18 protein-coding genes are annotated in these 21911 nt (G+C 66.8%); 10 read left to right on the top strand and 8 right to left on the bottom strand.

From position 1 onward, the window contains the following. Positions 1-180: 180 nt before the first annotated feature. Complete coding sequence (locus ACOHX0_RS04495) at positions 181-480, bottom strand: FtsB family cell division protein (RefSeq protein WP_420675479.1); 300 nt, start codon at positions 478-480, stop codon at positions 181-183. 210 nt (positions 481-690) lie between these two features. On the opposite strand from ACOHX0_RS04495, the gene ACOHX0_RS04500 reads away from it, so the two are divergent. Further along, a complete protein-coding gene (locus ACOHX0_RS04500; protein WP_420675480.1) occupies positions 691-2322 on the top strand; it encodes an acyl-CoA dehydrogenase family protein in 1632 nt (543 codons plus the stop codon). A gap of 315 nt (positions 2323-2637) precedes the next feature. Here the strand turns inward: ACOHX0_RS04500 and ACOHX0_RS04505 are convergent, their stop codons facing one another. Next, complete coding sequence (locus ACOHX0_RS04505; RefSeq protein WP_420675481.1) at positions 2638-3828, bottom strand: phosphoglycerate kinase; 1191 nt, start codon at positions 3826-3828, stop codon at positions 2638-2640. Positions 3829-3965: 137 nt separating this feature from the next. Here ACOHX0_RS04505 and ACOHX0_RS04510 point away from each other — a divergent pair, with 137 nt between their 5' ends. The 3 genes from ACOHX0_RS04510 to ACOHX0_RS04520 all read left to right on the top strand — a co-directional run bounded on the left by ACOHX0_RS04510 (position 3966) and on the right by ACOHX0_RS04520 (position 6131). Continuing rightward, entirely contained in the window at positions 3966-4472 is a 507-nt protein-coding gene (locus ACOHX0_RS04510; protein WP_420675483.1) for a peptidylprolyl isomerase, read from the top strand. Then, positions 4465-5010 carry a peptidylprolyl isomerase gene (locus ACOHX0_RS04515; RefSeq protein WP_420675484.1) on the top strand — a complete coding sequence of 182 codons (546 nt, stop codon included), beginning with the start codon at positions 4465-4467 and terminating at the stop codon, positions 5008-5010. The genes ACOHX0_RS04510 and ACOHX0_RS04515 overlap by 8 nt, the downstream gene beginning before the upstream one ends. Positions 5011-5168: 158 nt before the next feature. After that, positions 5169-6131 (top strand): DUF3179 domain-containing protein, encoded by a 963-nt coding sequence (locus tag ACOHX0_RS04520; RefSeq protein WP_420675485.1) that lies wholly within the window; start codon positions 5169-5171, stop codon positions 6129-6131. Between the two features lie 53 nt (positions 6132-6184). On the opposite strand, the gene ACOHX0_RS04525 is transcribed toward ACOHX0_RS04520, so the two are convergent. The 6 genes from ACOHX0_RS04525 to ACOHX0_RS04550 form a co-directional block, all read right to left on the bottom strand. After that, complete coding sequence (locus tag ACOHX0_RS04525) at positions 6185-7504, bottom strand: calcium-binding protein (RefSeq protein ID WP_420675486.1); 1320 nt, start codon at positions 7502-7504, stop codon at positions 6185-6187. 185 nt (positions 7505-7689) lie between these two features. Continuing rightward, the gene (locus ACOHX0_RS04530) at positions 7690-8223 is read right to left on the bottom strand and encodes a bactofilin family protein (RefSeq protein WP_420675487.1); all 534 of its coding nucleotides are present in this window, start codon (positions 8221-8223) and stop codon (positions 7690-7692) included. Continuing rightward, complete coding sequence (locus ACOHX0_RS04535) at positions 8213-9544, bottom strand: DUF5930 domain-containing protein (RefSeq protein WP_420675488.1); 1332 nt, start codon at positions 9542-9544, stop codon at positions 8213-8215. The genes ACOHX0_RS04530 and ACOHX0_RS04535 overlap by 11 nt, the downstream gene beginning before the upstream one ends. Before the next feature lie 284 nt (positions 9545-9828). Beyond that, positions 9829-10341 (bottom strand): hypothetical protein, encoded by a 513-nt coding sequence (locus tag ACOHX0_RS04540; RefSeq protein ID WP_420675489.1) that lies wholly within the window; start codon positions 10339-10341, stop codon positions 9829-9831. Positions 10342-10441: 100 nt separating this feature from the next. Further along, on the bottom strand, positions 10442-11284 hold the full coding sequence (locus tag ACOHX0_RS04545; RefSeq protein ID WP_420675490.1) for a ferritin-like domain-containing protein: 843 nt from the start codon (positions 11282-11284) through the stop codon (positions 10442-10444). A gap of 296 nt (positions 11285-11580) precedes the next feature. Further along, on the bottom strand, positions 11581-12042 hold the full coding sequence (locus tag ACOHX0_RS04550; protein ID WP_420675491.1) for a peroxiredoxin: 462 nt from the start codon (positions 12040-12042) through the stop codon (positions 11581-11583). 206 nt (positions 12043-12248) lie between these two features. On the opposite strand from ACOHX0_RS04550, the gene ACOHX0_RS04555 reads away from it, so the two are divergent. The 6 genes from ACOHX0_RS04555 to ACOHX0_RS04580 all read left to right on the top strand — a co-directional run bounded on the left by ACOHX0_RS04555 (position 12249) and on the right by ACOHX0_RS04580 (position 21829). Continuing rightward, on the top strand, positions 12249-15566 hold the full coding sequence (locus ACOHX0_RS04555; RefSeq protein WP_420675512.1) for a YhdP family protein: 3318 nt from the start codon (positions 12249-12251) through the stop codon (positions 15564-15566). A 55-nt stretch (positions 15567-15621) separates the two neighbouring features. Further along, positions 15622-16689: a tRNA preQ1(34) S-adenosylmethionine ribosyltransferase-isomerase QueA gene (queA, locus tag ACOHX0_RS04560; RefSeq protein WP_420675492.1), complete on the top strand. Its 1068-nt coding sequence runs from the start codon at positions 15622-15624 to the stop codon at positions 16687-16689. 184 nt (positions 16690-16873) lie between these two features. Then, entirely contained in the window at positions 16874-18148 is a 1275-nt protein-coding gene (locus ACOHX0_RS04565) for an MFS transporter (protein WP_420675493.1), read from the top strand. Positions 18149-18285: 137 nt separating this feature from the next. Next, positions 18286-18864, top strand: a complete 579-nt coding sequence (locus ACOHX0_RS04570; protein WP_420675494.1) for a DUF924 family protein — start codon at positions 18286-18288, stop codon at positions 18862-18864. A gap of 273 nt (positions 18865-19137) precedes the next feature. After that, positions 19138-20532 (top strand): dihydrolipoyl dehydrogenase, encoded by a 1395-nt coding sequence (lpdA, locus tag ACOHX0_RS04575; protein ID WP_420675495.1) that lies wholly within the window; start codon positions 19138-19140, stop codon positions 20530-20532. Positions 20533-20656: 124 nt separating this feature from the next. After that, the gene (locus tag ACOHX0_RS04580) at positions 20657-21829 is read left to right on the top strand and encodes an MFS transporter (protein WP_420675496.1); all 1173 of its coding nucleotides are present in this window, start codon (positions 20657-20659) and stop codon (positions 21827-21829) included. Positions 21830-21911 lie beyond the last annotated feature (82 nt).

Below are 21911 nucleotides of genomic sequence, written 5' to 3' on the forward strand. Positions count from 1 at the left end.
GTAGGCTAGATAGTTTAGCATTAAACAAACTGATATCGGATTCTTGCGCGCATGGGTAGTGCTATTGTGACGCGACGGCGCGCACGTGACAATCCGTCCCGTGACAGCGCGCGGAACCGCGCTGCAGGACGCCGGATACCCGGCCGATTGAAGGCCGGGCGGAACATGAAAAGGGGGACGTTAGTGGATGACCAGTTCGTCAGCGCGCAACAGGCCAAGCACCGAGCGCGCCTGTTCGTCCAGCAGGTCGAGGTCGAGGTAGTCGTCCGACAGCCGCCGGGTCAGGTTTTCCATCCCGCCGATGCTGGACTGGAGGCGGGCGAGATCCTGGCGCAGTTCTTCCGCTTCGGCCTGGATTTCGACGCGCCGGAACAGCCCGAAATCGCCCTGCACCGCGGCAAAGGTGAAATACGCGCTGAGCGCGAAGGCAGTTGCAAAAAAAGCGATAGCGCCCAAGGAGGGCCGGGGGCTTCGGGTCACGGGAGGTTGCCTGTATCGTACTGCTTGAGTTGTTTTTTTGCACCGTTTTCCGGCGTCTGCATCAACTATGCCACATCGCGCATTGCTTGTGAAACTTAATCTTCCGCAAGCGATCCCGAAATTTCGCGGCGGCGTCCGCGCCCGTGACGCCACGGCCTGCTGGCCCGGCGGCTCTCCGCGCCTAAGCTTGCGGCCACAGGAGGAGCAGCGATGACACAAGATAAGGACAGCGCCCCGGGCCATGGCTTGCGCACCCATCAGGTTCTCAATCAGCCGGAACCGCGCGGCGGGCGGGATCTCTGGGAGGAAGACCGCGCCTTGCGCGAGTACGCCGCCCTCTACGGGGGGCGCCCGGGAGAGGCCGCGGCAGCCGGGGCCGCTTATGGCGCGGCGGCGTTAATCGAGGCTGCAGAAGAGGCCCGCCGCGATCCGCCCCGTCTCAAGGCCTTTGACCGCTCCGGCCACCGGCTGGACGAGGTGCGCTTCAACCCGGGCTATCACGCGGTGATGGAGGCGGCGCAGCGTCTGGGCTATGCCCGTTGCGCCTGGGACGGGCAGGCGGGCGGCCATGTCACCCATGCCGCCCATGTCTACATGCTGAATCAGGTAGAGCCGGGTGTGTGCTGCCCGATGACCATGACCTACGCCGCGATCCCGGCGCTGCGCCAGGACGCGGCGCTGTCCGCGCAATGGCTGCCAAAGCTGCTGAGCGCGGAGTATGATCCGTCCCCGCGCCCGGTGGCGCAGAAACGCGGCGCGACTCTGGGCATGGCGATGACCGAGAAGCAGGGCGGCTCGGACGTGCGCGCCAATACCACGCGCGCCGAAAGGGACGGCGAACACTATCGGCTGCGCGGGCACAAGTGGTTCTGCTCGGCGCCGATGTCGGACGGGTTCCTGACGCTGGCCTATGCCGAAGGCGGTCTCACCTGCTTCCTGGTGCCGCGCTGGCTCGACGGCGGGCGCAATGCGATCCGGCTGATGCGGCTGAAGGACAAGCTGGGCAACCGTGCCAATGCGAGCGCCGAGATTGAGTATGAGGACGCGCTCGCCTGCCGGCTCGGCGAGGAGGGGGCGGGGGTGCGCACGATTATCGAGATGGTGCATCACACGCGGCTCGACACCGCGCTGGCGCCCGCGGGGCTAATGCGGGCCGCGCTGGCGGAGGCCTTGTGGTGGGCGGAGGGGCGCAGCGCCTTCCAGAAACACCTGATCGACCAGCCCCTGATGCGCGCCGTGCTGGCCGACCTCGCGCTCGATGCCGAAGGCGCGCTGGCGGCGGGCATGGCGATGGCGGCGGCTTTCGACCGCGAAGATGTGGACAGCCGGGCCTTGGCGCGTATCGGCGTGGCGCTGGCCAAGTACCTGAACAACAAGCGCTGCATACCGGTCATCGGCGAGGCGATGGAGGTGTTGGGCGGCATGGGCTACATCGAGGAAACGCCGATGCCGATGCTCTACCGGGAAGCACCCCTGAACGGGATCTGGGAGGGCTCCGGCAACGTGATCTGCCTCGACATCCTGCGCACGCTCGCGCGGGAGCCGCGCGCGGCTGCGGCGCTGAACGCCCTGCTGGATGCCGCCCGCGGCACCGACCGGCGCTATGATGCGGCGCTTGCGGCGCACCGGCAGCGCTGGTCCGCGCTGCCGCCCGAGGCGGAGGCGCGCTGGTTCGTGGAAAGCCTTGCCACCCTGATGAGTGCCGCCTGCCTGATCGAAGCCGCGCCTGCGGCGGTCGCGGACGGTTTTGTCGCGAGCCGCGTGGCGGGTGCGCGCGGGTCGCTTCCGGGTTCGGTTGCGGGGTTGGATGTGGAGGGCATTCTGGCGCGGTTCATGGGGTAGCCGCGGCGCTTGGCACTACGCGTACGCAAACGAGCGATCCGGCCCGCGCTTACGGGGAAAGCCGGGCATCTCCGGCGCGCGCGGGGGCGATCCCTACGGCAATGACTGGCAGTTTATGCTGGCAAAACCCGGAAAACTTCTCAAGGTCAAGCCCAGCCTCAACCAAATCGCCGCCGCGTGGGGGCGCGCCGGCGATGCGCGGCGGCCTTCGGCCTTGTCCCGCGCTTGGTGATCTCATTCGCCTGCCAATGAGCAAATCGCCAAAAAAAACGCCCCCGTGATAAACGGGGGCGTTCGAATTACAGCGATTGGGTCTTACCCCTCCAGCGCCGCGACGCCGGGCAGGGTCTTGCCTTCCATCCACTCCAGAAACGCACCGCCGGCGGTGGAGATATAGGTGAAGGCCTCAGCAGCCCCCGCCTGATTCAGCGCCGCCACGGTGTCGCCGCCGCCGGCCACGCTGATCAGCTGGCCGGCCTTGGTCAGCTCTGCCGCCTTTTGTGCGGCGGCATTGGTGGCCGCATCAAAAGGCGCGATCTCGAAGGCACCCATCGGGCCGTTCCAGATCAGCGTCTTGGAAGCCTCGAGCGTCTTTGCCACCGCAGCCACCGTCGCAGGCCCTGCATCCAGGATCATCGCATCCGGCGGGCAGGCGTCGGCGGCGACGGTCTCGTTCTCCGCCCCCGCCTTGAACTCGCGCGCGACCACCACGTCCTCGGGCAGCAGGATGGAGCAGCCCTGGGCATCGGCCTTGGCGAGGATCTCGCGGGCGGTGCCGGCCATGTCGTGCTCGCAAAGCGACTTGCCCACGTCGACACCCTTGGCCGCGAGGAAGGTGTTTGCCATGCCGCCGCCGATCACCAGCGTGTCGACTTTCTCCACCAGGTTGCCCAGCAGCTCCAGCTTGCTGGAGACCTTGGCGCCGCCGACAACCGCCGTCACCGGGCGCTCTGGGGTGCCAAGCGCGCTTTCCAGCGCTTCCAGTTCAGCCTGCATCAGCCGGCCCGCGCAGGCGGGCAGCAGCCGGGCCAGAGCCTCGGTCGAGGCATGGGCGCGATGCGCGGCGGAGAAGGCGTCGTTGCAGTAGATTTCGCCAAGCGCAGCCATTTCCGCGGCGAGTTCGGCGTCGTTCTTCTCTTCGCCCGGATGGAAGCGGGTGTTCTCCAGCAGCAGCACCTCGCCCGCCTTCAGCGCTTCTGCCGCGGCGCCCGCGGCCGGGCCGCGGCTGTCGGCGCAGAACACCACCGGCGCGCCGAAGGCAGCTTCCAGCGCGGGCACCAGCGGGCGCAGCGACATCTCCGGCGCGACCTTGCCCTTGGGGCGGCCGAAATGCGCCAGCAGCACCGGCTTGCCGCCGCCTGTCAGGATGTCTTTCACCGTCGGCGCGACACGCCGGATGCGGGTGTCATCGGTCACACGGCCGTCTTCCACCGGCACGTTGATGTCGACGCGCACCAGCACGCGCTTGCCGTTCAGATCCATGTCGTCGAGCGTTTTCCAGCCCATGTGCCAGCTCCCTTCAGCGAAATTCCGGTCAAACCCCCGGCTGTTTCGGGGGTTTTTGCGCATCAGTCAATGCTCCCTTGGCATTTGCGGGCGCGCGGCTTAATTATCGGGGCAAATAACGCTGACAGGAGGGCCGCATGGCCGAGATCAAGGATCCCGAAAACACCATCATCATGGAACTGAAGGACGGCAAGGTGGTGATCGAGCTGCTGCCGGACGTGGCGCCCAAGCATTGCGAGCGGATGAAGGAACTGGCCCGCGGCGGCGAATATGACAACGTGGCCTTCCACCGGGTGATCGACGGCTTCATGGCGCAGACCGGCGACGTTGCCAATGGCGACATGGAAGACGGCTTCAACATCCGCATGGCGGGCACCGGCGGCTCCAGCAAGCCGAACCTGCCGGCCGAGTTTTCCAAGCTTCCACACGACCGCGGCACCATCGGGGCGGCGCGTTCGGCCAGCCCGGATTCGGCAAACTCGCAGTTCTTCATCAACTTCAAGGACAACCACTTCCTGAACAATCAATACACCGTCTATGGCCGCGTCATCGAAGGCATGGAGCATGTCGATGCCATCACCCGCGGCGAGCCGCCCGCGAACCCGGACCGGATGATCTCGGTCAAGGTGGCGGCCGATGTATAAGCTGGCAGCAGTCTTTGCCCTGATGGCCGGCCCTGCGCTGGCCACCGGGCTGGAGATCGAGGTCGCTGGCGAGGCCAATGGCACCGTCAGGATCGACCTGTTCGAGGATGTCGCGCCCCAGCATGTGGAGCAGATCACCGCACTGGCCGAGGAAGGCAAGTATGACGGGGTGGTGTTCCACCGGGTGATCGACGGCTTCATGGCGCAGACCGGCGATGTTGAATTCGGCGTCAAGGGCGGCGACATGCGGCGCGCGGGGCAGGGCGGCTCGGAACGGGCGGACCTGGCGGCCGAGTTCTCGGACAAGCCCTTCGACCGCGGCGTGGTCGGCATGGCCCGGGCGCAGAGCCCCGACAGCGCCAATTCGCAGTTCTTCATCATGTTCGAGCCGGGGCATTTCCTGAACGGCCAGTACACCGTGGTGGGCGAAGTGACCGAGGGCATGGAGGTGGTCGACCAGATCAAGCGCGGCGCCGGTCCCAACGGCGCGGTGGTTGGCGAGCCCGATGCGATGGCAAAGGTGACCGTCACCGAGTGAGCCGTCTCGGGCTTTGCGGCATTTCAGCCCGCGTCCCCGCTTTGGGGGCGCGGGTTTTTCCTTGCGGGCCGCTCCTCTCGCGGCGGGTCACAACGCCGTGCGGCCCCCTGTTCAGGCTTCCCGTGCCTTTCTAGACAGGAGGCAGGGGGAGATGTCTCATGCAAAAACTTCTGTTGATCGCACTTGCGCTGCTCTGGCCCTTGGCGGCGCTGGCCGAGCCGAAAATCTGGGTGCGCGAGTGGCCCAAGACCGATTTCAGCCGCACGGAAGTGCGGGACTGGAAGGAGATCCGCTCGGGCGGGGTGCCGAAAGATGGCATTCCGGCGCTGGATGCGCCGAAGTTCCACAAGGCCGCGAAGGTCCGGCAGCTCGACCCGCGCGAGCCGGTGATCACGCTGGAGCTTCCGGGCGCCGCCCCGCGCGCCTATCCGCTGCGCTACCTGACCTGGCACGAGATCGTCAACGATGTTGTCGGCGGCGTGCCGGTGGCGGTGACCTATTGCCCCTTGTGCAACTCGGCGATGAGTTTCGACCGGCGCACCCCGGCAGGAACCTTGAGCTTCGGGGTCACCGGCAAGCTGCGCCATTCCGACCTGGTGATGTACGACCGCGAAACCCAGAGCTGGTGGCAGCAGGCGCTTGGCGCCGCCATCGTCGGGCGGATGAGCGGTCAGAAGCTGAAGGCGCTGCCGAGCTGGGTCGAGAGCTGGCAGGAGTTCCAGAGCCGTAACCCCGATGGGCTGGTGATGGCCCAGCCCGGCTACAACCGCGCCTACGGGCGCAATCCCTACCGCGGCTACGACAGCGCCAACTGGCCGTTCCTTTATGACGGTGCGCCGCCACCGCATGGGCTGGGGCCGCTGGAGCGGGTGGTGCGCGTGGGGAACCGGGCCTGGCCGCTGAGCCGCCTGGCGCGCGAAGGCGAGATCCGCGAAGCGGGAGTGGTGCTGAGCTGGCGGGCGGGGCAGGCCTCGGCTCTGGACAGCAGCACCCTGGCTGCGGGCCGCGATATCGGCAGCGTGCGGGTGCGCGGCAGGGAGGGCCGCGATCTGCCGCACGACGTGATGTTCGCCTTCGCCTTCCACGCCTTCTGGCCCGAGGGCAAGTGGATGCTGAAATGAAAAAGGCGCGCCGGGCTGGGCGCGCCTAGAAGTCCTGCACTCGGGCTGGCCGCTCAGAACAGGAAATTGTCCGCGTCCTGCAGCTGCGCCACGCTAATGTCCTCGACCAGCACGGTGACGTCCGCAAAGGAGAGCAGCACGTCCTCGCCTTGTTGTTCGAACTCCAGCTGGCGCAGGCGCGAGGCGCCGCGGCCGATCTCGATCAGGTCGGTGCCGGTCTGGAAATCGGTGATCGTGTCATTGCCGTGGCCGCGGTGGAACTTGAAGACATCCTGATGCGCGCCGCCCGCCAGCCGGTCGTCGCCCGCGTGGCCCAGCAGCACATCGCGGTCCTTGCCGCCCAGGAGCACATCTGCCTGGCCGCCGCCAACAAGCGTGTCGGACCCGCCGCCGCCGATCAGCCGGTCGTCGCCGTTACCGCCGCGCAGTTCGTCATTGCCCGCGCCGCCAGCCAAACGGTCCTTGCCGTTGCTGCCGTCCAGACTGTCGTCGCCGCTGCCGCCGGACAGCAGATCCCGGCCGCCGCCCCCGTCAATGCTGTCGTCGCCGCTACTGCCCCACAGTTTGTCCTTCCCGCTTTCGCCGCCGAGGTAGTCCGAGCCCTCACCACCATACAGGAGGTCGTCGCCGCTGCCGCCGAGAACGTAATCGTCGGAAACGCTGCCCGTGATCGTGTCGTTGCCGCCCCGTCCATGGATGAAGTCGAAGCCGCTTTCGGGAACCTCGTGACGGCCGGAGATCACGTCGTCGCCGTCATCGCCCTGCTGGACCGCAACCTGAAATTCCTGATACGCGTCCTGGAACACGATAGTCTCGATGTTATAGAGCCGGTCAGCAGTTTCATAGCGATGGTCACCATCCCAGACTGCTTTAACTACAACAGCGCCATCAGCCTTGAAGGAGATTCCCCAGCCTGCATTTCCCGGCTCAAAGAGGAATGTGTCGTTGCCCGCACCACCGTCAACGGTGTCATTCCCGGTCCCGGCCTCAATGCGGTCGTCTCCCCCAAAGGTCCGGATATACTCTCCGCCTTTCCAAGCGGAGGTATACGTGTCGTCCCCAGCCAGCTCGGTGCGCCGAAGCTCAGAGAAATCCCATTGAAGGTAGTCGCTGAAATCGAGCTGGATGCCGGTAACCGACACAACGGGAGAAGAACCGTAATTCAAGCTGAAGCCGGTGGCGGTGCTTGACGATGCGAGGTTTCCGTAAGCGTCATATTGGAAAGAGCCGCGAAATGAAATCGTGAAACTGCCGAAGCTCACGGTAATTGCGGAACTGTTTGCAAACAGGACATCTGCGGAAGCTGGATTAAAGTTATTGAGATTATAAGACGGGACGTAATTCGCGGCGTCGGTGACAATGACGTTTGCCATTATTCTTCCTCTGATTGGGCTTGTGGCCTTGCGGTTGTTTCACGTCAGGTATGAGACGATTTCTTTGCCCGGTAAAGAGAGAGAGTTGTTGCTTTAGAAAGCGTAACGCCACGCATGCAAAAACGCCGCAACCAGATGGCTGCGGCGTTTCCGTTTTCCTGAGCGGGCCGGACTATGCCTGCGGCTTAGCTGCCCGCTTTCTGTGCGGCGGTGGCGGCATTCACTGCGGCCGAGGGAGCCGGTGCGGAGGCCGGGGCGGACTTCTTGCCGCCGGGGTTCAGCGGGTCGTCCTGGCGCTGCACGGAGCCTTCGAAATGGGCGCCGCTCTCGATCGCGATGGTCTTGTGGATGATGTCACCCTCGACCCGCGCGGTGGAGGTAAGGCGCACTTTCAGGCCGCGCACGCGGCCCACGATACGGCCGTTGACGACCACGTCGTCGGCAGTGACTTCGCCCTTGATGGTGGCGGTCTCACCCACCGTCAGCAGATGCGCGCGGATGTCGCCTTCGACGGTGCCTTCCACCTGGATGTCGCCGGAGGTCTTGACGTTGCCGCTGATATGCAGATCCGAGCTCAGCAGCGACGCGGCCGGCTTCGCCTTGGGGGCGCTGGCGGTGTAGTCCGAAGCGGGGGATGCCGGGGCGGCGGCCGCCGGAGCGGCCTGGGGCGTGTCGGCCTGCTTCGGCCCGGGCTCGTTGATTTTGCTCTTAGAAAACATTTCTCGCAGCCTTGATGTAGATCATGGGGTTTACGGGTTGGCCGTTGACCTTGACCTCGTAATGGAGGTGGGTCCCGGTGGACCGTCCAGTGTTACCCATATCAGCAATGTGATCCCCGCGCGAGACCCTTTGGCCCACCTTCACGCGGATCTTGGAGTTATGGGCATATTTCGTTTCAATGCCAAAGGCATGGCGGATGGAGACCAGCTTGCCATAGCCCGATTGCCAGCCCGCGAAGGTCACCACGCCGTCGGCGGTGGCAAAGATGTCGGTACCGGTCCGGCCGGCAAAGTCCGAACCCTTGTGCATGCGGCGGCCGCCGGTCTTGGGGTCGCGCCGGTAGCCGAAGCCCGAGCTGCGCCGCACCAGGCTGAGGTTCACCGGGCTGGCAAAGGGCGCCCGCTGCGCCGCCAGCCGGTAGAGGTTCAGTTCGTCCAGGCTGTCCAGGATCCGGGCCGCCCGCAGCTCCTCCGCGGTGGCTTCCTCACCGCGGGTCGACAGCGCTAAAGGGCCAAGCGGACCGCCCTGGCCGCTGTAGCCGCGCCGCACCTGCTCCAGGATGCGGTCGGTGGGCATGCCCGCGCTGCGGAACATCTTGTCGAGCGGCGCCACCGAGACCTCTACCGCTTCCTCCAGCTGCCGGAAGATCTGGTCGTTGCGCTCGTCCATCAGCTTCAGTTCCAGCTCCAGCTCGTCGCGTTCCAGGAGGGCGGTGCGGGCATCGGCCTCGATCCGGTCGCGCTGCTCGGCGGTTTCGGACAGCGCGCCCGCCAGCATGTCCGTCTGCGCCGAGGCGCTGGCCAGCGTGGTCTGCACGGCGCCGTCGGCCTCGGTATCGGCTTCGAGCTGCGCCAGCGCCTTGCGCGCCTCGTCCCGCTGGGTCAGCGTGTCGCGCAGGTTGGACTGGATCACCTCGATGCCGGTTTCCAGCTCGCGGCGGCGGGTCTCGGAGGCAAGCAGCTCCGACTGCATCCGCGAGATCTGCACCAAGGCCGCATTGAAACGCTCCTGCGCCGCGAGGGCTTCCTCGGCGCGGGCATCGCGCTCGGCCGAGATCGCATTCAGCCGCGCGCGGTAGGTTTCCTGGTCGCGCTTGGCGGCTTCGCGGAAGTTGCCGGCGCCGATGCTGTCCATCAAGAGGATCGCGGTGGCGACCCAGGCCCAGGCGGCAAACAGCACGATGCCGGTGAGCGCGATCAGCTGGGTTTCCGAGCGCAGCCGGATGAACCGGGTGTCACTGTCCGATTTCAGGAACACCCGCCGCTCGGGCAAGCAGCGTTCCAAAAATGCGTGAATTCTGATTGCGAGCGGTGTGCGCAATTGCCGTATTCCTGTCCCGTCCCTCTGTGCTGCCCGTTTGCTGCCTGTGCCGCCGCGCAGCAGGCGGCGGGCAAAAGCCCGCGCCGGTCCTGGCGGAGGCAGGGGCAAACTGCATGGGCGAAGTGAATAGACAGGCCGGGGCCATTGGGCAAGCCTGTTGACCCGTCACGCCCGGAACCGGAGCGGAGGACCGCCAGATGGGCGGAAAACTGCCGAAAATGCCGTCTTGGGCTGTAGCGGGCGGCCGCCGGAGGCGTAGAACACCACCAGCCGGCCAGGGCGGGTTAATGGCTGCGCGCGTCCTCCTGCGCCTGCATCCAGCCGTTGCCCCAGGCGAGGTGGTCGGCGCTGTCGAAGGCATGCGGGTTGGTGGTGAAGGAGCGGCCGTCGCGCTGCGCCTGGTAGCCGGCCTCAAAGGTGTTGCCGCGCGGATCCATGCCGCAGGGGTGATGCGCGGTTTGGCGCAGGTGGTCTGCGTATTCCGGGAATTTCATCAGGTCAGTCTGGTCCAGCCCCTCTGGATGGCGCTCGAGCGTCTGGCGGCCGCGTTCCGTGAGTTGCCAGCCGGAGTCTCCGTCCCTGCGCAGAAGCCGCGCGGTTTCCAGCGCGTCGAGGTGAGAGGCGAGCCGTTCCCGCAGCTCCTCCGGCGGCAAGGCAGGTGTTTCCTGGGCCTGCCGGAACAGCGCCGCCAGCGCGGTCTCGCAGCCCTTCAGCGTGACCGGACCCTCCGCCGCGCGGTGCAGGATCAGGGCAACGAGGCTGGGCATGCTCAGGAGCGGGTAGTCGTCTTCAAACATAACAACAGGCCACCAGTGTCACAGGCTTAAAAGCTTACGCCGGGATTTGCCTTGGGTAAAGTCCAGGCCGTTGACCGGGGCCAAGGGAATGGCGGCGGACTCAGCCGCCGGGCAAGCCCGGCTCCGCCTCGGTCAGCGGCCAGTAGAAATCCGGCGGCAGCCCGGCCTCGGCGCGCTTCTCCTCGTTGAAGGGCGGCTTCAGCAGGCCGTGGAAATATTTGCGCACCAGCCCGTGGAACACGTCCTTCGGGTCGAGGTTCTCCCGCCCGCAGAGGAAGTGGAACCACTTCGAGCCATAAGCGACATGGCCGACCTCCTCGGCATAGATCACCTCCAGCGCCTCCACCGCCTGCATGATGCCTGCCTTGCGGAAGATCCCGATCATGCCCGGCGTCACGTCGAGCCCGCGCGCCTCCAGCACCATCGGCACCACGGCCAGGCGGCCCATCAGGTCCTCCGCCGTATCTTCGGCCGCGCGCCACATCCCGGCATGGGCGGGCAGCTCGCCATAAGCGCTGCCGAGCGCTTCAAGGCAGTCGCACATCAGGTTGAAATGCTTGGCTTCCTCATCCGCTGCCTTGACCCAGTCGTCAAAGAAGCCCATCGGCATCGGCACATGGGAGAAGCGTGCAATGATATCCCAGTGCAAGTCGACGGCGTTGAGCTCGATATGCGCCACTGCATGCAGAAGCGCCCGGCGCCCCGCTTCGGAGCCGGGCTTGCGCTTGGGCACCTCGCGCGGATCGAGCAGCGCGGGACGCTCAGGCCGCGCGGGATGCAGCGGCGGGCGGGCGGTGCCGATCGGGATCGCGGACGCCTCACCGCGGCGGGCGGCAAACCACGCCGCGGCATGGCGGCGCGACAGCGCCGTTTTTGCGCGCCCGTCCGCGGTGGTCAGCACCTCGGCGGCGCGTGCGGCAAGGGAAAGCTGCTGATCGGCCATGGCAGATGTCCTTTGGAATTGCGGGGCAGTGGTTTGCGGGGCCGGGTTCACCCGATTTGCGGCAAATGTCCAGAGACGGAAACCGGGTCGAGCGCGGTCCGCTGCAGCCTGGGCAACAGCCGGAGTGCTCCCGCGCCTGCGGGCGATCAGCGGGCTGATCGCCCTGGCAGCCTTGGGCCGGGCGCCGCGCCAGGGGCGCGGCGTGCGCCGCCCGTGAGGGCGGCGCCGGGCCCAACCGGGAGCGCCGGGCCTGAAAGGCGGGGCGTCGAGCGGGCGGGAGCTGCCCGCCTGCCGGATCAGAGCGCCTTGACCGCCTGCAGCACCTCTTCGGCGTGGCCGTCCACTTTGACCTTGCGCCAGATGCGCGCGATGCGGCCGTCCGCTCCGATCAGGAAGGTGCTGCGCTCGATGCCCCAGAAGGTTTTGCCGTACATCTTCTTTTCCTTCCAGACGCCGTAGTCCTCGCAGACTGGGCCTTCGGCATCCGACAGGAGCGGCACCGCCAGCCCATGTTTGGCGGCAAATTTTTCATGTTTCGCGAGGCTGTCCCTGGAGATCCCGAAAACCTGCGCGCCCGCGTCGGCAAAGGCTTGCAAATGCTCGGAAAAGCCGATGGATTCTTTGGTGCAGCCCGGGGTATCATCGCGGGGGTAGAAAAACAGCACCACGGCTGATCCCTGAAGGGCGGAGAGGTCGATTTCGCCGCCGCCGCTCTGTGGCAGACGGAAGCCAGGGGCGGGGTCGGAAGGGGTCAGCATGGTCCTGTCTCCGGTATCTATGCGCATCCTGCGCGGCACCATAACCAATACGCAGCAAAGGAAAAGCCGAGATCAGACCTGGGGGCGACATCAAGGGCGGCCGGCCGGAAGCGGTGCCAGTGCCGGGGCCAGTGCCAGGCTCAGGCTCAGGGCGGGAGCCTGAGCCGCGGTCGCGCCGCCGCAGGCGCTGGCGGCTCTTGCGCGCGATGGTCTGGCTGCTCGCTTGCCTCAGCTTCCTGGGCGCGGGCGCGGTCTATTTCGGGATCGGCACCCGGCTCGATGCGCCGCAGTGGCTGCGCGCGCGGGTCGAAGAGCGGATCGAGCGCCACCTGAACGGGCTGCAGATCGAGTTCGGCGAGATCCATCTTGTGGTCAACCAGGGCTTCCGCCCGCGTGTGAGCCTGCGCGACGTGGTGCTGCGCCACCCCGACGGCACGCCTTTCGCGCAGCTGGCCGATGCCCGCGCGAGCCTCGCCATGCGGCCGCTGCTGCGCGGCCGTCTGCAGCCCAAGAAGATCGCGCTAAGCGGGCTGTTTGCCACCCTGCGCCGCGGGCCCGACGGGGCCTTTGCGCTCAGCTTCTCGGGAGAGAAGCTTGCTGCCCGCGAGGCGGAGACACTGGCCGAGCTGATCGAGCAGTGGGACAGCCAGCTGGAGAAGCCGGTGATGGCGGCGCTCACCTCGGTGGAGACCAGCGCGCTGACCCTGCGTTACCGCGACGAGCGGCTGGGGCGGGAGTGGACGCTGGATGGCGGCCGTATTCTGCTGCACCGCAAGGAGCAGGCGGTATCGCTTGCGGCCAGCTTCTCGCTGCTGAGCGGGCGCGAGGACGTCGGCACGGTGGAAGCGAGCTATGCCTCCGGCATCGGCAGCCCGGCGGCGGATTTCGGCGTCGTGGTGAGCCAGATCGCCAGCGAGGATATCGCCGTGCAGACCCCGGCACTTGGCTGGCTCGGGGTGCTGCGGGCGCCGATCTCGGGGGCCTTGCGCGGCGGCATCACCCGGGACGGTGCCTTCAAGCCGCTGTCGGCCAGCCTGCAGATCGGCGAGGGCGTGATCCAGCCTGAGGCGCAGACCAGACCGGTGCCGATCACCGGCGCGCGCAGTTATTTCACCTATGATCCGGCGGCGCAGAGCCTCGACTTCTCCGAACTCAGGATCGACAGCGGCTGGGGCTCGGGGGTGATGCAGGGCAAGGCGCAGTTGAGCGGGACGGAAAATGGCCGCCTTGCCGGTCTGGCCGGGCAGCTGAGCTTCACCGATCTGAGGCTGAACCCGGCGCAGCTTTTCGCGCAGCCGGTGAGCGTTTCCGGCGTGGCGGCGGATTTCGAGCTGTCGCTGGCGCCGTTCCGCTTCCGCCTGGGCGAGATGCTGGTCCAGGACGGCGAGAGCCGCCTGCTGTTCGACGGCAGCTTCAGTGCGGGGCCATCGGGCTGGGACTATGACCTCAACGGCCGTGCCGACCAGGTCAGCGCCGCCCGTGTCAAGGAACTCTGGCCCGCGGCGCTGGCACCGAAACCGCGCGCCTGGGTGATGGAAAACCTCTATCAGGCCGAGATCCGCGATGCCGGGCTGCACCTGCGCGGCCGCGGCAGCGGCAAGCCTTTCGTGAGCCTGAACCTTGCCTTCTCGGACGCGGCGCTGCGGTTTCAGAAGCACCTGCCGCCGCTGCGCGACGCGGCCGGGCAGCTGAGCCTCTACGGCACCCGCTTTGTCACCACCGCCTCCAAGGGAACGGTGACGGCGGATCAGGGCGGAGAGGTGGATGTGGCGGGAACCTCCTTCATCATCCCCGACACCACGGTGCGCGACGGCACTCCCGGTATTGCCCGCATCAAGGCGCAAGGCGCAGTGACGGCGGCGCTGTCGCTGCTGAACCGGGAGCCGCTGTCGGTCATGGACAAGGCCAGCCTGCCGGTGGACCTGGCCGAGGGCGGCGTGCGGGTCACGGGCACGCTGGCGCTGCCGCTTAAGAAGGGCGTGCAGCCGGAGGAGATCACCTACCACTACCGCGGCGAGGTGCGCGATGTGGCGAGCAGCCGGCTGGTGCCGGGCCGCCGCGTGGCGGCACCGGTGCTGCAGCTGGAGGGCGATCAGGGCGAGGTGCGCCTTAGCGGGCGCGGCACGCTGTCCGGTGTGCCGCTCAGCGCCGCATGGTCGCAGCGCATTGGCAAGGACTTGGACAAGGCCAGCCAGGTGACTGGCACGGTGGAACTGTCGCCCGAGGCCATCGAGGCCTTCAGCCTCGGACTGCCGCGGGGCTCGGTCTCGGGGCAGGGGCAGGGGCGCTATGTGGTTGACTTGCGACCTGGTGAGCGTCCGCGGCTGGAGCTGAGCTCGAACTTGGCGGGGCTCGGCCTCAGCATTCCGCAGCTGGGCTGGCGCAAGGGCGCGGAAGCGGCGGGCCGGCTGGCGCTGACGGCGGAGCTGGGCGAAGCGGCCCGGGTGCCGGAGCTGGAACTGGACGCCCCGGGGCTGAGCGCGCGCGGCAGCCTCACCACCCGCGCGGGCGGCGGGCTGGAGCGGGCAGTGTTCAGCCAGGCCCGGGTGGGCAACTGGTTCGACGGCGCGGTGGAGCTGCAGGGCCGCGGTGCGGGCGCAGCACCGGCCATAGCGGTGACGGCGGGGCGCCTGGCCCTCAACCGCTCGCCTTTCTCGGCAGGGGAGGGCGCCGCGGGCAGCGGCGGCGGAAGCGGCGGCGCCTCCGGCCCGATCACCCTGCGCCTGCAGGAATTGCAGGTCACCGACGAGATCGCGCTCACCGGCTTCCAGGGGCGGTTCTCCACCCGCGGCGGCATGAACGGTGAGTTTACCGGGCGGCTCAACGGCCAGACCCCGGTCAGCGGCATCGTGGTGCCGCAGGACGGCGGCACCGCGGCCCGCATCCGCGCCAGCGACGCAGGCGGCGTGTTCCGGGCTGCTGGCGTATTGCGCCATGGCCGCGGCGGCAGTTTCGAGATGACCCTTCTGCCCGCGGGCAAGCCGGGCGAATACGAGGGCCGCATCGAGGTGCGCAACGCGCGAATCCAGAATGCGCCCGCGATGGCGGCGCTCCTGAACGCGATCAGCCTGGTCGGCCTGATCGACGAGATGACCGGCCAAGGCATCCTCTTCACCAGCATGGAGGCGCGCTTCCGCCTCGCGCCCGGCTACCTGATCCTGCATGAAAGCAGCGCGGTGGGGCCTTCGATGGGGCTGTCTCTGGATGGCAATTATGACCTTTCCAGCAAGCGGCTGAATATGCGCGGCGTGATCTCGCCGCTTTACCTTCTGAACGCGATTGGCAGTGTGCTGACGCGCAAGGGCGAGGGGCTGATCGGCATTGCCTTCCGGGTGCGCGGCACCGCCGATGACCCGAAGGTTAGCGTCAACCCGCTGTCCGGTCTGGCCCCGGGGATGTTCCGGGAATTGTTCCGCGGCCCCAAGCCCGTGCTCCCGGACGGCCAGAGTGCCGAAGAGCAGAGCGCGGCGGAGGCGGAGGCGGCAAAGCGCAGAAAGGAGAGGCTGCACGGCAAGGAACGCTAGCAAAACAGAAAAAATGCCATAGCTTCTGGTCAAATCTCATCATATAGCGCCAGTCATGAAACTCAGCGATTTCGACTTCGACCTGCCCGACGATCTGATTGCCACGCGGCCCGCCAGCCCGCGCTCTTCGGCGCGGCTTCTGGTCGCCGAGGGCGGCAGCCTGCATGACGCCCGCGTGCGCGGCCTGGCGGACTGGCTGCGCCCGGGGGACCGTCTGGTGCTGAACGACACCAAGGTAATCCCGGCGCGGCTCAGCGGGCAGCGCCACCGCGACAGCGCGCAAGGCCCGGTCAGCGCCCGGATCGAGGCGACGCTGCTGGAGCCGCGCTCCGATGGCACCTGGGCGGCGCTGCTGAAACCGTTGAAGAAGGTCAAAGCCGGTGAGGTCATCGTCTTCTCCGGCGCGCTGAGCGCCGAGCTGGAGGAGATCGCCGAGGGCCAGGGCCACTTGCGCTTCAACCTCGAAGGCACTGATTTCGATGCCGCCCTGGCCGAGGCCGGCGCGATGCCGCTGCCGCCTTACATCGCCGCCAAGCGGCCCGCGGACGAGCGGGACAAGACCGACTATCAGACCGTCTGGGCGCGCAATTCCGGCGCCGTGGCGGCGCCCACCGCCTCCTTGCATTTCGACGAGCCGCTGCTGGCGGCGTTGAAGGAATACGGCGTGGAGATCTCCTATGTCACTCTGCACGTGGGCGCGGGCACTTTCCTGCCGGTCAAGGTCGAGGATGTGACCACCCACCGGATGCACGCCGAATGGGGCCGGGTCAGCGCCGGCGCCGCGGCGGAGATCGCCGCCACCAAGGCGGCGGGCGGCCGGGTGATCCCGGTGGGCACCACCGCGCTGCGGCTGATTGAAAGCGCGGCCCGGGAAGGGCAGATCCGGCCCTGGGAAGGCGATACCGACATCTTCATCTACCCGGGCTTCGAATTTCAGGTCACCGACGCGCTGATGACCAACTTCCACTTGCCGAAGTCGACGCTCCTGATGCTGGTCTCCGCGCTGATGGGGCAGGAGCAGGTCCGCCGCATCTATGCCCATGCGGTGCAAGAAAAATACCGGTTCTTTTCCTATGGGGATGCGTCGCTTTTGATCCCCGGCAAGGCGGATCCGCCGCAGTAATGCGGCGCGAATCCGTGGACAAGCGCCGCGACGATCGGCTCTGATGCGGCATCAGAGTCACGAAACCGCAAACTGAATCACCGAAACTGGCGGTCCGCGCAGGCTTTGCCCGGACAAAACGCAAAAAACGCAAGGGCAGCCCGCCGCGCGGCAGGGCTGTTTTGCCGTCAAAGGAGGCCTGGTCATGCTGCAGGTGCTGTCGAGCGCATGGGCGCTGCTGTTGGGAATGATGCTGCTGATGGTCGGCAACGGCCTTCAGGGCACGATGCTGGGCGTGCGCGGCGAGCTGGAGGGGTTTTCGACCTTCGAGATGTCGATCGTGATGGCGGCCTACTTCGTGGGCTTCCTGGGCGGCTCGCGGCTGGCGCCGGAGATGATCCGCCGGGTCGGCCACGTGCGGGTGTTTGCGGCGCTGGCCTCCTTCATTTCGGCGGTGATGATCCTATATCCGCTGCTGCCCAACACCGTTGCCTGGGGGCTGGGGCGGATGGTGATCGGCTTCTGTTTCTCGGGCGTGTATGTGACTGCGGAAAGCTGGCTCAACAACGCCGCTGACAACAGCAACCGCGGCAAGGCGCTGTCGCTCTACATGATCGTGATGATGATCGGCATCATCACCGCGCAGGGGCTGATCCAGATCGGCGATCCGGCGGGCTATGAGGCCTTCATCATCGCCTCGATCCTGGTCTCGGTCTCCTTTGCGCCGATTCTGCTGTCGATCTCGCCGACCCCCGCCTTTGACACCGCCAAGCCGATGACGCTGCGCGAGATCATGCGCATCTCGCCGCTGGGCTGTGTCGGCATGTTCATCCTCGGCGGCGTGTTCTCCGCCCAGTTCGGCATGAGCGCCGTCTATGGCTCCGCTGCGGGGCTGAGCCTTACCAGCCTGTCGCTGTTTGTCGCCGCCTTCTATGTGGGCGCGCTGTTCCTGCAATACCCGCTGGGCTGGATCTCGGACCGGATGGACCGCCGGGTGCTGATCCTGATCGTGGCGGCGGCAGGCGGCTGCGGCGGCGTGCTGGGCTTCTTCTATGGCGCCAGCTTCCAAATGCTGCTGGTTGCGGCCTTTGTCATCGGCGGCCTGTCGAACCCGCTCTATTCGCTGCTCATCGCCTATACCAACGACTACCTGGAGCATGACGACATGGCGGCCGCTTCGGGCGGGCTGGTGTTCATCAACGGGCTGGGCGCGATTGCCGGGCCGATGATCACCGGCTGGCTGATGGCGGATTCGGTGATGGGCCCGCGCGGCTTCTTCGCCTTCATCGCAGCGCTGATGTTCCTGATGGCGCTTTATGCGGCTTACCGCGCGACTCAGCGGGCCTCGGTGCCGGTCGGCGACACCGCGAGCTATGCGCCGGTCTATCCCAGCTCCACCCCTGTTGCGGTCGAATTTGCCCAGGAATATGCCATCGACACCGAGCTTGAAGAGCAAGAAGCCGCTCAGGATGCGAAGTGATTGCGCTAACCAGCCGGAATTGTGAGGAATATTTCAGCAAACCTCTTGTCTGTCGCAAAATGTGACCCATCGTCACTTGTAAAGGCAATGTAAAAACGTCTGAAGATGGACGCAGGAAAACACGTGGAGTAAGACCGATGGCTGGTCCCGAAGAGATACTGGAATTCTGGCTCGACGAGGTCGGGGAGAAAGGGTGGTATCTGCAGGATGATGCGCTGGATGACACCATCCGCACCCGTTTCGAGAAAACCTGGGAGGCCGCTTGCGAGGGCAAGTTTTCCTTCTGGCTGACCTACCCGAGCGGCACGCTGGCCTACATCATCCTGATGGACCAGTTCCCGCGCAACATGTTCCGCGGCACGGCCCAGGCCTTCGCCTCCGACCCGGCGGCGCTGGCCGCGGCCAAGGTGGCGATCAACAAGAAATGGGATCTGCGCATCGACGAGCCGGCCCGGCAGTTCTTCTACCTGCCGATGATGCATTCCGAGAATCTCTGCGATCAGGAACGCTGCATCCGGCTGATGATGGAACGGATGCCGGTGCGCGGCACCAGCAACCTCTTGCACGCGCGCGCGCACCGCGAGGTGATCCGCCAGTTCGGCCGCTTTCCCTACCGCAACGAGGCGCTGCATCGCGCCAGCACCGGCCCCGAGCTCGACTACGTGATGGCTGGCGGCTACGGAGAAACCGTGCGGATGCTGCAAACGGCCGGCTGAGCCCGCCAGACGGACCGGAGACCCAGCGCCGCGCCCCCTTGAAGGGCGCGGCGTCTTTTTTGGCGGCTCCGGGAGCGCAGGCGGCGTCGCTGCATCCCCCCTTTCACAGCCCGGGCACATCTGCCAAGCTGGCCGGGCCGCAGCCCTTTGGGGCGGCCGCTGGCAGCAAAATGCCGCAGCCGCTTTGCCGCAGCAGAGGGTGATTGCAGCGCAGCACAGATTAGTTTAACGGTAAACTAGTTTTATTGATCTTGTTCGAGGCGAGGGAACATCATGGCCGCAGAATCCTATGACGTGATCGTAATCGGCGCCGGCCCGGGCGGCTATGTCGCCGCCATCCGGGCCGCCCAGCTGGGGCTGAAAACGGCCATCGTGGAGCGCGAACACATGGGCGGCATCTGTCTTAACTGGGGCTGCATCCCGACCAAGGCGATGCTGCGGTCCTCGGAAGTGTTCCACCTGATGGAGCGGGCCAAGGATTTCGGCCTGAAGGCGGAGAACGTCGGCTATGACCTCGACGCCGTGGTCAAGCGCTCGCGCGGGATTGCCAAGCAGCTGTCTTCAGGCGTGAGCCACCTGATGAAGAAGAACAAGATCACCGTGAAGATGGGCGAGGCTTCGATCCCGGCGAAGGGCAAGGTCTCGGTCAAGACCGACAAGGGCAGCGAGGAGCTCAGCGCGAAGAACATCATCGTCGCCACCGGCGCCCGTGCCCGCGAGCTGCCGGGGCTGGAGGCGGACGGCGATCTGGTCTGGACCTACAAGCACGCTCTAAAGCCGCCGCGGATGCCCAAGAAGCTGCTGGTGATCGGCTCCGGCGCCATCGGCATCGAATTTGCCAGCTTCTACAACACGCTGGGCGCGGACACCACGGTGGTCGAGGTGATGGACCGGTTGCTGCCGGTGGAAGACGCGGAAATCTCGGCTTTTGCCAAGAAGTCCTTTGTCAAACAGGGCATGAAGATCATGGAGAAATCCACGGTCAAGAAGCTCGACCGGGCCAAGGGCAAGGTGACCGCCCATGTCGAATCCGGCGGCAAGACCGAGAAGCTGGAATTCGACACCGTGATCTCCGCCGTCGGCATCGTCGGCAATACCGAAGGGCTGGGGCTGGAGGATCTGGGCGTCAAGATTGACCGCACCCATGTGATCACCGACGAATTCTGCCGCACCGGCGCCGACGGGATCTATGCCATCGGCGACATCGCCGGCGCGCCCTGGCTCGCCCACAAGGCCAGCCACGAGGGCGTGATGGTGGCCGAGCTGATCGCGGGCAAGCACGCGCATCCGGTGAAGCCCGAAAGCATCGCGGGCTGCACCTACTGCCAGCCGCAGGTCGCCTCCGTCGGTTATACCGAGGCGAAGGCGAAGGAGCTGGGCTATGACGTCAAGGTCGGCCGCTTCCCCTTCATCGGCAACGGCAAGGCGATCGCCCTGGGCGAGGCCGAGGGCATGGTGAAGACCGTGTTTGACGCCAAGACCGGCGAGCTCCTGGGCGCCCATATGGTCGGCGCCGAGGTGACCGAGCTGATCCAGGGCTATGTGGTGGGCCGCCAGCTGGAAACCACCGAGGAAGACCTGATGAACACCGTCTTCCCGCATCCGACTTTGAGCGAGATGATGCATGAATCGGTGCTCGACGCCTTTGATCGGGTGATCCACATCTGATCGCCGCGCCGGGCTTGCAGCCGGGGCCGCGGGCGGGGATAGTGGCGGCGCGTTTGCGCGCAGGCGAGAGGGAGGCAGGCACACGCGGTGCCTGCCCTTTTCCGTCTTTTGGGAGGAACGGGGCGTGGGACTGGACAGCACATCGCGCTGGGGCGCCATCCTCGCGGTCTGGGCCGCGGGCCTGGGCGCGGCGGCGCAATACGGCAAGATCAGCGTGGTCTTCGCCGGCATGGCGGAACTCTACCCGGAGGCGGGGGCGTCGCTTGGCTTCACCGTTTCGCTGGTTGGGGTCCTGGGCATTCTGCTGGGCGTGGTGGCGGGGCTTTACGCCTCCGCCATCGGCTACCGGCGGACGCTGGTCTGGGCGCTTTGGGCCGGGGCGGTGATTTCCGCCCTGCAGGCGCTGAACCTGCCTTTTGGCCTGTTCCTGCTCTCCCGCGTCGCCGAGGGCCTTTCGCATCTGGGCGTTGTCGTTGCCGGGCCGGTGCTGATCGCGCAGGCGGCCTCCGACCGCGGGAGGGGGCTGGCGATGACGCTGTGGAGCACCTTCTTTGCCGTCGCTTTCACTCTGCTCGCCTGGTTCGGCCTGCCGCTGGCCGAGAGCCAGGGCATCCCCGCGCTATTTGCCGCCCATGCCGGTCTGATGGCGGCGCTGGCGCTGCTGTTGAGCATCTCGCTGCGCGGCTTGCCGATGCCGGAACGCACAGCCCTGCCGCGGCTCGCGGCGCTGCCGGCGCTGCACCTGCCGGTCTACCGCTCGCCTTGGGTGGCGGCGCCGGGGCTCGGCTGGCTGTTCTACACCTGCTGCTTTGTCGCCGTGCTGACGGTGATCCCGGCCTATATCCCCGAAGCGCAGCGGGCCTTCGTGCTGGGCATGATGCCGCTGGCCAGCATTGCGGTGTCGATGACGCTGGGCGTGGCGCTGCTGCGCCATATGGCGGCGGTGCGGATGGTGCAGCTGGGCTTTCTGCTCTGCGCGGCGGCGGCGCTCTGGCTCTGGGCCGCGCCCGGCCTGCCTGCGGCCTGCATCGCGCTGGCAGCTGCGATGGGGCTGGTGCAGGGCGGCTCCTTTGCCGCGGTGCCGCAGCTGAACGCGAGCGCCGCCGACCGGGCGGGCGCCAGCGGCGCTTTGGCGCAAATGGGCAACCTCGGCAATACCATCGGCACGCCGCTGATGGTGCTGGCGCTGGCGGCCGGCGGTTTTGGCGGCATGATGGCGGTGCTGCTGGCCCTGTTCCTGAGCGGCGCCGCGGTGCATCTGCTCCTTACCCTCCGGCGCGCCCGCATTCCGGCTTGATTCGGGCGGCCGGGCAGGGGGCGCGGTGCCCGTTTCTGTCAGCAGCCTGCGCGAAACCGCTGCGCGTTCCACTGATGTTCTC

Source organism: Cribrihabitans pelagius (genome assembly GCF_048820915.1).
GTDB classification, from domain to species: domain Bacteria; phylum Pseudomonadota; class Alphaproteobacteria; order Rhodobacterales; family Rhodobacteraceae; genus Cribrihabitans_A; species Cribrihabitans_A pelagius.

Bases quoted from the DNA above. Each gene is read 5' to 3' on its own strand.
- ACOHX0_RS04500 (WP_420675480.1), top strand. From the start codon at position 691: ATGACACAAGATAAGGACAGCGCCCCGGGCCATGGCTTGCGCACCCAT.
- ACOHX0_RS04505 (WP_420675481.1), bottom strand. From the start codon at position 3,828: ATGGGCTGGAAAACGCTCGACGACATGGATCTGAACGGCAAGCGCGTG.
- ACOHX0_RS04510 (WP_420675483.1), top strand. From the start codon at position 3,966: ATGGCCGAGATCAAGGATCCCGAAAACACCATCATCATGGAACTGAAG.
- ACOHX0_RS04515 (WP_420675484.1), top strand. From the start codon at position 4,465: ATGTATAAGCTGGCAGCAGTCTTTGCCCTGATGGCCGGCCCTGCGCTG.
- ACOHX0_RS04520 (WP_420675485.1), top strand. From the start codon at position 5,169: ATGCAAAAACTTCTGTTGATCGCACTTGCGCTGCTCTGGCCCTTGGCG.
- ACOHX0_RS04525 (WP_420675486.1), bottom strand. From the start codon at position 7,504: ATGGCAAACGTCATTGTCACCGACGCCGCGAATTACGTCCCGTCTTAT.
- ACOHX0_RS04530 (WP_420675487.1), bottom strand. From the start codon at position 8,223: ATGTTTTCTAAGAGCAAAATCAACGAGCCCGGGCCGAAGCAGGCCGAC.
- ACOHX0_RS04540 (WP_420675489.1), bottom strand. From the start codon at position 10,341: ATGTTTGAAGACGACTACCCGCTCCTGAGCATGCCCAGCCTCGTTGCC.
- ACOHX0_RS04545 (WP_420675490.1), bottom strand. From the start codon at position 11,284: ATGGCCGATCAGCAGCTTTCCCTTGCCGCACGCGCCGCCGAGGTGCTG.
- ACOHX0_RS04550 (WP_420675491.1), bottom strand. From the start codon at position 12,042: ATGCTGACCCCTTCCGACCCCGCCCCTGGCTTCCGTCTGCCACAGAGC.
- ACOHX0_RS04555 (WP_420675512.1), top strand. From the start codon at position 12,249: ATGGTCTGGCTGCTCGCTTGCCTCAGCTTCCTGGGCGCGGGCGCGGTC.
- queA (WP_420675492.1), top strand. From the start codon at position 15,622: ATGAAACTCAGCGATTTCGACTTCGACCTGCCCGACGATCTGATTGCC.
- ACOHX0_RS04565 (WP_420675493.1), top strand. From the start codon at position 16,874: ATGCTGCAGGTGCTGTCGAGCGCATGGGCGCTGCTGTTGGGAATGATG.
- ACOHX0_RS04570 (WP_420675494.1), top strand. From the start codon at position 18,286: ATGGCTGGTCCCGAAGAGATACTGGAATTCTGGCTCGACGAGGTCGGG.
- lpdA (WP_420675495.1), top strand. From the start codon at position 19,138: ATGGCCGCAGAATCCTATGACGTGATCGTAATCGGCGCCGGCCCGGGC.